A 13,361-nucleotide genomic window follows, 5' to 3' on the forward strand; every position below is an offset into this window, starting at 1 on the left:
GAGCCTGCGTGGCCGATGCGGCAGGGAAGGAAGCGAGTCTGATTGGTTTGTTGGACGGGAAATGATGGTTGACAGAGTAGGGCACGGACGAACAACTCGAACGCTTGACTGAATTCGAGTCGGATTCCGGTTGTTATGTCAGGCCGCCATGCGCAACCATGTCCGACAACATTTGCACCAAACAGACAAATGACCGAGGAGGCAATTCCCATGAAGGCGATCGTAGTGACGGACGAAGCGGCGGGAACGGCCGGGATGACGCTGGTCGAACGGCCCGAGCCGGAGGCGGCGATCAACGATGTCGTCGTTCGGGTTCATGCGTCGGGGTTCGTCCCGACGGAGCTGACGTGGCCCTCGACCTGGACCGATCGCCTCGGCCGTGATCGAACGCCGTCGATCCCCGGGCACGAGCTGGCCGGCGTGGTCACCGCCCTCGGCTATGGCACGAGGGGGCTGTCGGTGGGGCAGCGCGTGTTCGGCCTCACGGAATGGACTCGCGACGGCACTCTGGCGGAATACGTGGCCGTCGAGGCACGCAACCTCGCGCCGTTGCCGGGCGATGTCGACTTCACGGTGGGCGCGAGCCTGCCGATCTCGGGTCTGACTGCGTGGCAGGGACTGTTCGAGCATGGCCGCTTTCAGAAGGGGCAGAGCGTACTCGTGCACGGTGCAGCAGGCGCCGTCGGGTCGATGGCGACGCAGCTCGCACGAGAGGCCGGTGCCTATGTCATCGGCACCGGACGCGACGCCGACCGACAGGCGGTGCTCGACTTCGGCGCGCAGGAGTTCGTCGATCTTGGGAACGATGTCCTCGAAGACATAGGCGAAGTCGATCTGGTGTTCGATGTCATCGGCGGCGACACCGGGAAGCGTTCCGCAGGCCTGATTCGAGCCGGAGGAACGCTGGTGTCCATCGTCGGGCCGCCCGAGGCGCGACCCGCCGATGGCCTGGTGGTCGACTTCGTCGTCGAATCCGATCGTGCCCAACTGAGTAGGATCGTCCAGCGGGTGCGGGACGGAAGACTGCGGACGAACATAGGCAACGTCTCGACCCTCGACGACGCCGTCGCCGTCTTCAACTCGACCAAGCGGCGCACAGGGAAGACGGTCATCCGCGTTCGTCCTTGAGGCTCGGGAAGAACGGGGTCACGTTCACTTATCGGTTGATATAGCCTTGCGTGGCCCAGCACAGGGTCGGATTTATTGACGGGCGGCCCCATCGGTTAACGGGAGAATAGGGGTCAGAGTACTATTTGAATTATGTTCTGACGCGGGAAACAGGGGGCCAAAGTGCTATTGGAGTTGCCCTGACCTCTGTTTTTGCAAGGTTGGATGAGTGCGCCAAAAAACTGTATTGCCGAGGATGAATATGACGATTAAGCATATAACCCTTAGCTCAATCGCAGAAAAGCTCTCGGATGATGATCGCAGTGCGCTTTCTAAGCTGTTTCCTGGTTGGGTGGAGAAAGCGTCGTTAGGTGGCGTGGTTGTGGGATTATTGTTGTTCTCGGGCTACTTATTCTTCAATTTTGAGCATCGGAATACAGTGGGGGCTATAGGTCTAGTTCTCGCTGCTTCCTTTTCTTTAGTGTGGATGCTCGTCGGTATATTTAGAGACACGAAGTCTTTCGTTGGCGAGGTGAAGCGGCCGTTGGATTCACTGGATAATTCCTATCAACGACATCTCTGGGCGGTAGCGGCACTAAAGTCGGTGTCCGTTGAAGATCTTGGTTCTGCACACAGATTTGTTGTTCATAGGCTGCAACTAATTCCCAAGAACATAGGGTTCTTGGTAGGTTCTGTTGAGTTTGTTGGTCTTGTGCCGTTGCTTCTCGCGGCATGGTGGGCTTGGCGAAGTGCGGGCGCACCAGTTGATTTTTCATTTTTTGAGAAGCTCATTCTCTCGTTTGCGAGTGGAATCTACATCGGAACTCTTCTTGTTCGCTCGAAACTTGCGACTTTAAGTCGAGTTGAACATGTTCTTGCAGAGGCCATACAAGCCCGTGGGCCGCAATCGTAAGCCCTGGCACAAGCCCGCCTAGGATGGGTTGAACGAAGCGATACGCATCGCATGCCCCTTATGTAGGTCGCGTTCCATGAAAGCGCGGATACAGGCTGCAATCCCAAAGGCTTGACTGGGAAAAGATGGGTCAGATTCACCTATCGGTTGATGTAGCCTTGCGTGGCCCAGAACAGGGTCGGATTTATTGAGGGGCGGCCCCATCGGTTAACGTGTCCGGCACTCACCGCTACGGAGGCACGACGATGCGCGATTCCGCCTGGTCTCGGCGCGACATCCTGGCAGCGATGGCGGCCGGCACGGCCTGCACGCTGATGCCGACGATGCTGGCCGCGTGCGCGGCACCGGAACCAGCGGCGCGCGGCCTGGTGCTGCGCGACGTTTTGCTCGTCGACGGCACCGGCCAGCCGGGACGGCGCACCGACGTGCTCGTGCGCGGCGAACGCATCGAGCGCATCGGCCGCGTCTCCGATCGGGACGCGCGCGGACTGCGCATCGTCGAAGGCGGCGGTCGGGTGCTGGCGCCGGGCTTCATCGACCTGCATACGCACGGCGACCCGCTCAAGGCGGCATACACGCAATACCTGGCGATGGGCGTGACCACCATCGTGCTGGGCGAGGACGGCAGCAGTCCCGCGCTGCCCGGGGCGGACCGTGCTGCCGACAGCCTGCCGTCGTGGATGGATGCCGTGGCCCGTGCCACACCCGACATCAACGTCGCCACCTTGTCCGGTCACGGCACGCTGCGCCGCCGCGCCGGCATCGACGACGGCACGCGCCGCCCCACCGATGCCCAGCTGGCGCGGATGCAGGCGATCCTCGAACACGACCTGCGCGCCGGCGCATTCGGCCTGTCCACCGGGCTGGAGTACGTGCCCGGGCGGTACGCGGAGATGCGCGAGCTCGCCGGCCTCGGCCCGGTGATCGCTCGCTTCGATGGCGTGGAGATGAGCCACATGCGCTCCGAGGATGCCGACGACGTGCGCGATTCCATCCGCGAACTGGTCGCCGCCGCCGGCCCGGCGCGCGCGCACGTCTCGCACCTGAAAATGGTCTACGGCAAGGGCGAGGCCGCCGCGGAGGCGCTGCTCGCCTTCCTGCAGTCGCTGCGCACGCCGACCCAACCGCTCACCGCCGATGCGTATCCCTACGAGGCCAGCTACACCGGTGTCGCGATCGTGTTCCCGGAATGGGCGCTGCCGCCCACCGACTACGCCGGCGTGCTGCAGTCGCGACGCGACGAGTTGCGCGCGTATCTGCAGCAGCGCATGGAAAAACGCAACGGCCCCGGCGCGCTGCTGTTCGGCACCGGGCCGCACGCCGGCAAAACGCTGGAACAGGTGGCGGCGGAGCAGGGCAAGCCGTTCGCCGACGCGCTGATCGATATCGGCCCCGGCGGCGGCCAGGCCGCCCACTTCGTAATGGACCGCGCGCTGCAGGACCGACTGCTGCTCGACCCGCACGTGGCGCTGTGCACCGACGGCTCGCCATCCGGTAGCCATCCGCGTTCGGCCGGAACCTACGCCAAGTGGATCGAGGAATTCGTAGTCAAGCAGCCGCGCGTCAAGCTGGAGGAAGCGGTGCGCAAGGCGACCTCGCTGCCGGCCTCGATCCTGCGCCTGCGCGACCGCGGCACGATCCGCCCGGGCGCGAAGGCCGACGTGGTGCTGTTCGATCCGGCCCGAGTGCGCGCGAAGGCCGATTACGTGCATCCCACCCGCCAGGCCGAAGGCTTCGACCTGGTGGTGGTGAATGGACGGCCGGCTTTCGAGGGCGGAGAGGGGATCGCGCGGGCAGGCCGGCTGCTGCGGCGCGGTGTAGAGTCGGGGAAATCATGATTGAAGAGGAGGGTTAGCCATGTCGCTCGTTCGCGTCCACAACTTCGCCATTTCTCTCGACGGTTTCGGCACCGGCGAAGGCCAGAGCGCCGACTTACATTTCGGTCACGCAGGCGACAGGCTGCACCAGTGGATGTTCGCCACCCGATGGTGGTCGCCCGGCGGTAGCAGCGGCGTCGACGACGCCTTCGTGCAGCGGCACGAGCCGGGGATCGGCGTTGAAATTATGGGTGCCGGCAAGTTCGGCCATCCGGGTTGGCACGAGGATCCGGATTGGAAGGGTGCATGGGGTCCCAACCCGCCGTTTCATACTCCTGTGTTCGTCCTCACGCATCACACGCGTCCGTCGATCGAGATGGAAGGCGGTACGACCTTCCACTTCATCGATGCCTCGCCCGCAGAGGCGCTCGCGGCGGCACGCGCGGCGGCGCCCGGCCAGGACGTGCGCCTCGGCGGAGGCGCCACCATGATCCGTGAGTTCCTCAAGGCCGGATTGGTCGACCACATGCACGTCGTGGTGGTGCCGATCCTGCTCGGCCGCGGCGTGCGGCTCTGGGACGGGCTGGAGGGGCTTGAGAAGGATTACAAAATCGAAACCGTTTTATCGCCGAGCGGCGTGACGCATGTGACATTCATGCGTGCAGCTAGAAACTGAGGGGAAGCCGAGGTGAGCATCGAAAGGAGATCGCAGCAATGGCCACCTTCGTACTGATCCACGGCGGCGGCGACGTCGGCTGGTACTGGCATCTGGTGGAGGCCGAACTTCGCGCGCGCGGGCATGACGTGCTCGCGCCCGATTTGCCTTGCGAAGACGAGACCAAAGGCCTGCAAGAAACGGCCGACTGGGTGATCGAACAGATCGGCGACCGCAAGGACCTTGTAGTGGTCGGCCAATCGTTCGGCGGCTTCACAGCACCGCTGATCGCCGAGAGGCTGCCCGTCAAGCTGCTGGTCTACTTGGCCGCGATGATTCCGGCCCCCGGCGAGCGGCCCTCGGATTGGTGGGATAACACCGGCTATGCCGAGGCCGCCAAGACGCAGGCGGCCAAAGACGGTGGGCTGACCGGCAACAAGGACCCGCTCATCGAATACTACAACGGCGTCCCGAGAGCGTTGGCGGAGGAAGCGCTAAGTCGAGCGCGCGACCAATCGAACGCGTCCTACTACAACCCGACGCCGCTGAAGGCCCATCCGGACGTGCCGACGAAATTCATCCTGTGCAAGGACGACCACTTGTTCCCCGCCGACTTCTTCCGCCGGCTCGCGCCCGAGCGGCTGGGCATCGCCCCGGACGAGATCCCCGGCTGCCATTGCGTCGCGCTCAGCCATCCCAAAGAGCTGACCGATCAACTGGAGAGTTACCTCACAGCGTAGGTTGGGGTGAAACCCCAACATCGCCATCTTTCACCTATCGCGACGGCATCAGACGAGCCGGCCTCGAGGCATATCGGCGATCGTTATCGCAAAGGCCGTAAGACATAGCGCGGTAGGTCGGATTCAACCCGACATTACATCTGTTTCACCGACAGTGAAGATATGTTTCTGCAAGATGCGGCGTAGCGGCATTATTCAGCCCGCTCTCGGTTACTGAAACCATCGGAGGTTTCCCTTCGGAGGCAGACCATGGCAAAACAGATCGTCAAGACCGCTACGGCATCCGATGAAGAGAAAATCGTTGCCGTCGTGTTGCTGGCGTTTAGCACGGATCCTGCGGCGCGTTGGACGTGGCCAGACCCGGAGCAATACCTCCGGCATTTCCCCAGCTTCGTCAAGGCGTTGGGGGGCAAGGCGTATGCGCACCAGAGCGCTTACTGCGTCGACGGCTACGCAGGCGCGGCGCTCTGGCTGGCGCCCGGAGTCGACCCTGGCGGAGATACGGTGATGGATCTGATGCAACGCACCGCGCCCGAGCCGGTGCTGAAGGACGTGCTTGCGGTGGTCGAACAGATGAGCGGCTATCACCCGCAGGAACCGCATTGGTATCTGCCGTTCATCGCGGTCGATCCGCCTCAGCAGGGCAAAGGCTACGGCGCAGCCCTGATGGAGCACGCCCTGATCCCGTGCGATCGCGACCGCACGCTGGCTTATCTCGAATCGAGCAACCCCCAGAACATCCCGCTCTATGAGCGGCATGGGTTCGAGCTGCTTGGCGAAATCCAGGTGGGAAGGTCGCCACCCATCTTTCCGATGCTTCGCAAACCACGGTGATGCGGCGGCAGCCGTAAATTGGTGCGAGATCCTATCTCTTTCGGCTGTCGAGACCGCGCCAGAAGAGCTAGCCCGATTGGTTACGAGGTCGCCGGCCTTGTGTTGGTGAATCGAACCGCAGATGCAACGCCCGGCAGATGCGCCGAGCCGTGCGGAATCTGCGGTAGGCCGCATTGTCCGTAGCCGGCTACGACGGCCAAACTAGCGTTCCTTCATCGCAAGGAATCCCTGTGCCCGTCACCTTCACCCAGCGCGGGCACGATTCCGCCGCGCATCGCCTCCCCGCAACGCGCATGCGTTGGCTGGCACTGGCCGCATTCGCCGCTACCGCCGCTGTGCAGGCTCAGACATCGGCCGCACCCAATCCGCTCGCCGTCCTCGACCACGGCTTGCGCCCCAGCGTGATCGCGCCGGGCGAGGCGGTGCCGCGCTGGTCGCTGGCCGAACGCATGCGCCACTACAAGGTGCCCGGGGTCGCGATCGCGGTGCTGAAGAACGGCGAAGTGGTGCAGGTGGCCGGTTATGGCGTGCGCGAGGCCGGTACCCAGGACAAGGTGGATGGCGACACGCTGTTCTCGGTCGGGTCGATCAGCAAAGTCGCGACGGCGACGACGACGCTGCGGCTGGTGGCGGAGGGGCGGCTCGATCTTGACCGCAACGTCGACGATTACCTCGAGCGCTGGAAACTGCCGGCCTCCGCCGACGTGCCGCAACCGCGCGTAAGCCTGCGCATGCTGATGTCGCACACCGCCGGACTGGGCGTGCACGGGTTCGCGGATTACCAGCCCGGCGAACCGTTGCCGACCTTGGTGCAGGTGCTGGAAGGACAAAAGCCGGCAAAAGGCGAGGCGGTGCGGTTCAAGCGCGCGCCGGGCCTGGTCAACGATTATTCCGGCGGCGGCGTCACCGTGGAGCAGGCCGTCATCGAGGATGCGACCGGCAAATCGCTGCAGCAAATGGCCCAGGAGCAAGTGTTCGCGCCGCTGGGCATGCGACGCAGCACCTTCGAGAGCCCGCTGTCGGCCGCGCGCGGCAATATCGCCAAGGCGCACAACGGCGACGGCGCGGCGGTCGCGTTGCCGCGCGGATGGGAAAGTTTCGCCGAGGCCGGCGCGTCGGGCCTATGGACCAGCGCGAACGATCTGGGGCAGCTCGTAGGCGGATTGATCGAGAGCTACCAGGGGCGCAGCGATTTCCTGCCGCAGCCTTTGGCGGCGGCGATGATGACGCCAGTGTCGCCGGGCCCGTTCGGCCTCGGGCCGCGCCTGGGCGGCGTCGGCATGGGCCGGCATTTCTTCCACATGGGCGCCAACGAAAGCTACCGCGCGTATCTGGAGGGGTATCCGGAAACCGGCGACGGTTATGCGATCCTCACCAACGGCACCAACGGGACCGAGCTTTCGTTCGAGATCCGCAACGCGCTGTCCGACGCGATCGGCCTGGCCGCGCGCCCATTGCTGCGCAGCGTGGCGCCGCGCGTGCCGCCGTCGCCGGACTATGCCGGCCATTACAAGCTCGACACGGCGGTGCCGATGGATCTACGCCGCGCATCGGCCGACAATTTCGACTACGCGTCCGTTCGGGTAAGCGTGGTCGGCGGTGCAGTCCAGATTCTCCTCCCGGGCCAGGACAAGCCGACGCCGCTGCTGCCGCTGGGGCCGGCGCAGTTCGTGCAGGCCGGCATGTACACCATCCTGTTCGAGTTCCGGCGCGACGCGTGGGGCAAGGTGCGAGGAATGTCGGTGTCGATACCGGAAGCGGATTCGGTGGCGTATTACGCGCGCGAATGAAGGCCGTGGTTGCGCGCGTAGCCCGGGTAAGCGAAGCGCACCCGGGTGCGACCTATCCGCCGCCGTGGACCCGGGTGCGGCCTTCGGCCTTACCCGGGCTACGTCTACGTCGCCGAAAACCCAATCTCATCCCCGCCGCGCCGCCTCGATCTTGGCGACATCGATCTTCTTCATCGTCATCATGGCGTCGAAGGCGCGCTTGGCCGCTGCGCGGTCCGTGCCGGTGAACGCTTCGATCAGGACGCGTGGCGTGATCTGCCAGCTCAGGCCCCACTTGTCCTTGCACCAGCCGCAATCGCTTTCCTTTCCACCGTTGTCGACGATCGCATTCCACAGGCGGTCGGTCTCGGCCTGGTCCTCGGTGGCCACCTGGAACGAAAATGCCTCACTGTGCTTGAATGCCGGTCCGCCGTTCAGGCCGATGCAGGGGATGCCCATCACGGTGAAATCGACGGTGAGCACGTCGCCTTCCTTGCCGTCGGGATAATCGCCAGGCGCACGATGGATCGCGCCCACAGAACTGTCCGGGAAGGTTTTGGCGTAGAACGTCGCGGCGTCGAGCGCGGTGCCGTCGTACCACAGGCATATCGTGTTCTTGTGGATCATGTTCGTCTCCGGAATTGGGCGGATGGGTACGGCAGGCGGCGGATGCCGGGCAATACGTGTTCCTTTTTTACCATCGCAAACGTGTAGAGGCCGTAGCGAAAGCCGCACATCGCGCGTTACCGGCCTTTGACAGGATTCGGCTTCACCGGATCCACATCTCCGGCCAATGTCCAGACCACATCGCGGCCCTGCGGGTCGCGGCTGAGGCGGAAGTAAGCCGGCCTATCGGGCGCGAATGTCTTGCGTTTCCGGTCCGCAGGCGTTCCCGGCGGATCGAACGGCACGATATACAGTCCGGAAGCGTCGATCGTCCGGCGCGCGCGCCGGTCGCCCAGGTCGCCGATGTCGGCGATGGTGCCGCCGCGCTCGAGCAGCGGCCGCTCGAAATCCACCAGCACGTCCACCTTCGCCTGTGGCTGCCCGGGCAGCGCCAGCGTGCCGCCCCTGATGAGCAGATCCGGCCAGACCTTGCCGTTCTCGGGCAAACCCTCGTAAAGCGCGCGCGGAAGGCCCGCGTGCGAACCGGTGGCGATGGCGTCCAGCGCGCCGACCAGGGCGAGGAAGTTCAGCTTGCGCAGGCGCTGCTTCTGCGGATCGCCTTCGATGCCGCCCGATTCTATGAGGATCGTCGACACGCCGGCCTTGGCGGTGAGGTCGCCGAACGCGCGCGGATTGAAGGTGTCGTCCCATTTGGCGATGTAGCCGGCGATGTAAGGCTCGAGCACGGCGCGGATCGCCACAGCCACTTCGATGGCACGCGCACGGCTGGCGTTCACCTCGCGCGCTTCGTTGTAGGCCGGCGCGAGCAGCGCGATCGCAGTGCCACGGTCGGAATCGCCGGCGCGGGTGCCCACGTTCTGGTCGTGCAGGTTGAAGCCGAATGCGGGCTTCAGGCGCTCGCGCAGGCCATGCAGCGCGCGCGCCTCGGGCGTGACCAGCGCGCGCGCATCGCGGTTGATGTCGATGCCCTGCGCGTTGCGGCGCTGGAAGCGCGCCGCGCCGTCGGGGTTCATCACCGGCAGGAAATCCAGCGTCGTGCCCTGGCGCAGGCGCTGTACGATCGGATGATCGGGATGCTCGCCTAGGAAACGGAACAGATCGGCCAGCGCCATCGATGCCGTGCTCTCGTCGCCATGCATCTGCGACCACAGCAGCACGCGCTTGCCGCCCTGGCCCCACGATATGTGGCGCAGCGGACGGCCTTCCACGCTGCGGCCGACTTGTTCTGTGTCGAATCCGCGCGCTTCTGTCGCCAGCGGTCCGGCGACGTCCCACCAGTGCTCCGGCGAGAACGCCCGGTCTTCCAGGCCGGCTACGCGGATGCGGGCATCGTACAGCGCATCCAATTCGCTCAGCCAGGCGGGCGGCGGCGGCATAGCGGCTGCCGCATCGGCTTTGTCGGCCGGTGAACTGGCGATCGATAGCAACGGAACCAGCGATGCGGCTGACAGCAAGCAAAGTGCGAGAGTGCGACGCATGACGGCGATGCTCCATGACAAGCGAAGCCGCATGCTCCGAGGCGTGCCGCGTATTGTCAAATCAGCAGCCGGGTGGAGGAAGCGATAGCCGGGGCTCTGCCGTCATGGCCGAGCGTTCGCAGCGCGCGGCGGCGCGTTGTGGCGACATCGCAGGCAAATGACCCGGCGGCGCGGTATCGCTTCGCTCCACCCGGGCTACGTCCTGCACCGATCTTGGTAATTCAGTACCCTGGCCAGCCTCCAGTCTGCGGGCGACGGCATGGACAGACGAGATTTCATCGGAAGCGCCGCGCTCGCGGCGCTATTGCCGCTCGCGGGCAGCGGCAGTGCGGAAGCAGCGGAACGCCGGCGTCTACTGCCGGCGGCTTTGAATCCAGGCGACACCGTCGCGCTGGTCAGCCCATCCTCCGCTACGGACGAGCGGCTCAGCCTGCAACTCGCGCAGGAAGCGATGCAGGCCCTGGGCTTCAAGGTGAAGACCGGCGAACACTACGCGTCGCGCTACGGTCATCTGGCAGGCACCGACGCCGGGCGCGCCGCCGATCTCAATGCGATGTTCGCCGACCGCGAGGTCAAGGCCATCGTCTGCGTGCGCGGCGGCTCCGGCGCCGCGCGGTTGCTGCCGCTGCTCGATTACAAGGCCATCCGCGTCCATCCCAAGGTGCTGCTCGGCTACTCCGACATCACCGCGCTGCACAGCGCCATCCAGGCGCAGACCGGCCTGGTCACCTTCCACGGCCCGATCGGCGCCGGCAGTTGGAATCGCTTCAACGTCGACCAGTTCAAGCGCGTGTTTTTCGAACGCGAACTGATGACGTATAAGAATCCGATCGAGGCCGGCGACGAACTGGTGCCGCGCAAGCACCGCACGCTCACCATCGCCGGCGGCAAGGCGCAGGGCGAACTGATCGGCGGCAACCTATCGGTGCTGGTGGGCCTGGCCGGATCGCCGTACATGCCGGATTTCGCCGGCAAGATCCTGTTCCTGGAGGACGTGAGCGAGGCGCCGTACCGCATCGATCGCATGCTGACCACGTTGAAGCTGATGGGCGCGCTGGACAGGATCGCCGGCTTCGTGTTCGGCGAGTGCAGCGATTGCGGCCCCGGGGAAGGGTATGGTTCCCTGACGCTGGACCAGATCTTCGACGATCACATCAAGCCGTTGGGCATTCCCGCCTATCGCGGCGCGATGATCGGGCACATCAGCGAGCAGTTCATCGTTCCCGTCGGCGGCAAGGTGGAGCTGGATGCCGATGCCGGCAGCTTCCGCATGCTGGAGCCGGTGTTCCAGGCCGCGTAGGGCAAGCTAGCATCGCACCCGGATGCCATGGCGGGCATTCAACCCGCACAATGGACTCGTACTCACCTCGCTTGGATCGAATCGGAGCTTCCATGTCCCGCAGTTCACGTCCCGTCTTCGTTTCCGTCGCGCTTTGCATCGCACTGGTTGCTGCCGGTTGCGCCACGAAACCCGTAATGTCGCCGCAATCGGCGGGCCAGACTTCCATCGAAGGCGCCATCGCAGCCATCGACACCGCGCCTTGGGCTTACGACGGCAATGCCGTGATCCAGGTCGACGCCGCCGGCCGCGGCCGCGTGGCGGTGCAACTGCCGGCACGCTGGAACCTGTGCAAGGCCGCGCCCGTCAATGTGGAAGCGCTGGCCGTGGGCATGCGGGTGCGCGTGGTGGGCGCTGCCGGTGCCGAGGGCGAACTGGTGGTATGCCAGGACGAAGCGCATCGCCTCGTGCCAGTGCCGTAGGGCGGAACCTGTGAAGCCTTACGCAGTCGTGATGGCGGCGGCGGTTCCACCCTGCGTGCGCTGCCTATTTCCCCGCATCCGGTAACCGATGAGCATGGATCTGGCACTGCAATTGATGGTGGGCTTCTCGGTCGGCATGGCGATGCTGCTCGCGGCGGTGTTCGCCGGCTATCGGCAACTGGCGTTGCCGTGGCAGTCGCGGCTGGGCGGCTTCGTCATGCTGGCCGGGCTGGCGCTGACCCAGATCGCGCATTTGCGGTTCGCGGCCGATCCGGCGGAAGCCTTCCCGACGAGAACGTATGTGGCGATCGTGTTTCTGCAGTCGGTGGGCTTGTACTGGCTGCTGCTCGGCATGCTGCGGCCGGAGGGCGATTGGCGCCGGATCGAATGGGCGCTGCCGTTCGCGGCGCTGGCGCTGGCGTTGTGGGTGCCGCTGACGTGGGCGATTCCGGTAGCGCTGGTGATGGGCACGATGGTGGCCTTGCACCTGTGCATGCTGGTGTATCGCTTGCGTGCGATGCGGCGGTGGTTCGCGCTGGAGCTGAAGGTATTGGCGCTGTTCGCGGCGATGGCGATCGCGGTGGCGATCGGCGGCTTTCTCGCGCCGGGCGTGCTGGGCTGGTACGGCTATGTGTGGACGTATTCGGCAGCGATCGCGCTGGGTTTCCTGATCGTCGGCTGGCTGCTGCTCAGCGTCCCGGACCTGGTGCCGAAGACGCGCGAGGCGGTCGACGTGGCCTATGCCCAGTCGACCCTGACCCGCGTCGACCGCGATGCGATGGCGGCGCGGCTGCGGCAGCTGTTCGAGCAGGAACAGATCCATCGCACCGAGTCGCTGAGCCTGGCCGCGGTGGCCGACATGCTCGGGCTCAGCACCCACCAGCTGTCGGAACTGGTCAACACTGCGTACGGCGTCGGCTTCTCGCGCTTCGTGCGCCAGTACCGGGTGGAGACCGCCAAACAGATGCTGATCGACGAGCCCCGCGCCTCGGTGCTGTCGGTGGGCATGGCGGCCGGGTTCAATTCCCAGTCCAGCTTCTATGTCGCCTTCAAGGAACAGGTCGGCGAAGTGCCGGGCGAGTATCGCCAGCGCCGGTTGAAGGCGGCGCGTGCTTCCGGATGATCATTCTGGAAGCCGATAAGTCCTTGATCTTGCGTCGATCCCGCTCGGGCCGCGGACGACTTGCTCCGCATTGATCTTTCCGGAAGCCGGAAACGCCCGCCCAAGCCACGCTGGCATCGCCTTCAATCCTGAGGTGACACCAATGCTCGAGCTGGGAGATTTCGTCATGACACATTTCGCCTACGGCCTGTATCTCGCGATTTCCGTCGGTATGACCATCTGGGTGGCGCGTGCGCTGTCCAGCAACGGCGAGATCTTCCTGATCCGCTGTTTCGGCCAGGACCAGGAACTGGCCACGTCGACCAACCGCCTGCTGGTGATCGGTTTCTACCTGGTCAACCTGGGCTTCATCAGTTACCGGTTGCACGACTGGAAGGTCGATACCGTCAGCCTGATCCCCGAAGTCGGTTCGCGCGTGGGCATCAGCCTGCTCGTCCTCGGCCTGATGCACTTCTTCAACATGGTGATGATCGCCCGCTTCGGGCGGGTGGTGAAAGACTGGGCGCGGGACCAGGCGGCGGGCGTGTGACGCACGGG

Annotated in this window: 12 protein-coding genes and 1 pseudogene; 11 read left to right on the forward strand and 2 right to left on the reverse strand. The window is 64.9% G+C overall.

What is annotated here, in order from left to right:
* The first annotated feature begins 210 nt into the window (after nt 1-210).
* The 7 genes from M2650_RS01695 to M2650_RS01725 all read left to right on the forward strand — a co-directional run bounded on the left by M2650_RS01695 (nt 211) and on the right by M2650_RS01725 (nt 7,856).
* Nucleotides 211-1,128: an NADP-dependent oxidoreductase gene (locus M2650_RS01695; protein ID WP_249470391.1), complete on the forward strand. Its 918-nt coding sequence runs from the start codon at nt 211-213 to the stop codon at nt 1,126-1,128.
* A gap of 241 nt (nt 1,129-1,369) precedes the next feature.
* Nucleotides 1,370-2,020 carry a hypothetical protein gene (locus M2650_RS01700; protein WP_249470393.1) on the forward strand — a complete coding sequence of 217 codons (651 nt, stop codon included), beginning with the start codon at nt 1,370-1,372 and terminating at the stop codon, nt 2,018-2,020.
* A gap of 245 nt (nt 2,021-2,265) precedes the next feature.
* Nucleotides 2,266-3,858, forward strand: coding sequence for an N-acyl-D-amino-acid deacylase family protein (locus M2650_RS01705; RefSeq protein WP_249470395.1), 1,593 nt, complete (start codon nt 2,266-2,268; stop codon nt 3,856-3,858).
* 19 nt (nt 3,859-3,877) lie between these two features.
* Nucleotides 3,878-4,513 (forward strand): dihydrofolate reductase family protein, encoded by a 636-nt coding sequence (locus M2650_RS01710; protein WP_249470398.1) that lies wholly within the window; start codon nt 3,878-3,880, stop codon nt 4,511-4,513.
* A gap of 38 nt (nt 4,514-4,551) precedes the next feature.
* Nucleotides 4,552-5,232, forward strand: a complete 681-nt coding sequence (locus M2650_RS01715) for an alpha/beta fold hydrolase (protein WP_249470400.1) — start codon at nt 4,552-4,554, stop codon at nt 5,230-5,232.
* 249 nt (nt 5,233-5,481) lie between these two features.
* On the forward strand, nt 5,482-6,066 hold the full coding sequence (locus M2650_RS01720; RefSeq protein WP_249470402.1) for a GNAT family N-acetyltransferase: 585 nt from the start codon (nt 5,482-5,484) through the stop codon (nt 6,064-6,066).
* Nucleotides 6,067-6,296: 230 nt separating this feature from the next.
* Nucleotides 6,297-7,856 carry a serine hydrolase domain-containing protein gene (locus tag M2650_RS01725; protein ID WP_249470404.1) on the forward strand — a complete coding sequence of 520 codons (1,560 nt, stop codon included), beginning with the start codon at nt 6,297-6,299 and terminating at the stop codon, nt 7,854-7,856.
* Between the two features lie 126 nt (nt 7,857-7,982).
* Here M2650_RS01725 and M2650_RS01730 read toward each other — a convergent pair whose 3' ends face one another.
* Together M2650_RS01730 and M2650_RS16580 are read right to left on the reverse strand one after the other, a co-directional pair.
* Entirely contained in the window at nt 7,983-8,462 is a 480-nt protein-coding gene (locus M2650_RS01730; protein WP_249470406.1) for a VOC family protein, read from the reverse strand.
* A gap of 959 nt (nt 8,463-9,421) precedes the next feature.
* A pseudogene (locus M2650_RS16580) lies at nt 9,422-9,973 on the reverse strand (M14 family zinc carboxypeptidase); the annotation flags it as partial.
* A gap of 226 nt (nt 9,974-10,199) precedes the next feature.
* Here M2650_RS16580 and M2650_RS01740 point away from each other — a divergent pair.
* From M2650_RS01740 to M2650_RS01755, 4 genes are all read left to right on the forward strand, one after another.
* A complete protein-coding gene (locus M2650_RS01740) occupies nt 10,200-11,240 on the forward strand; it encodes a S66 peptidase family protein (protein WP_249470410.1) in 1,041 nt (346 codons plus the stop codon).
* A 176-nt stretch (nt 11,241-11,416) separates the two neighbouring features.
* Nucleotides 11,417-11,701, forward strand: coding sequence for a hypothetical protein (locus M2650_RS01745; RefSeq protein ID WP_249470412.1), 285 nt, complete (start codon nt 11,417-11,419; stop codon nt 11,699-11,701).
* Between the two features lie 88 nt (nt 11,702-11,789).
* Complete coding sequence (locus M2650_RS01750; RefSeq protein ID WP_249470416.1) at nt 11,790-12,824, forward strand: AraC family transcriptional regulator; 1,035 nt, start codon at nt 11,790-11,792, stop codon at nt 12,822-12,824.
* A 166-nt stretch (nt 12,825-12,990) separates the two neighbouring features.
* The gene (locus M2650_RS01755; RefSeq protein WP_249470418.1) at nt 12,991-13,353 is read left to right on the forward strand and encodes a hypothetical protein; all 363 of its coding nucleotides are present in this window, start codon (nt 12,991-12,993) and stop codon (nt 13,351-13,353) included.
* Nucleotides 13,354-13,361: the final 8 nt, after the last annotated feature.

Origin of the sequence: Luteimonas galliterrae, assembly GCF_023374055.1 — a bacterium.
In the GTDB taxonomy this organism is placed as follows: domain Bacteria; phylum Pseudomonadota; class Gammaproteobacteria; order Xanthomonadales; family Xanthomonadaceae; genus Luteimonas_C; species Luteimonas_C galliterrae.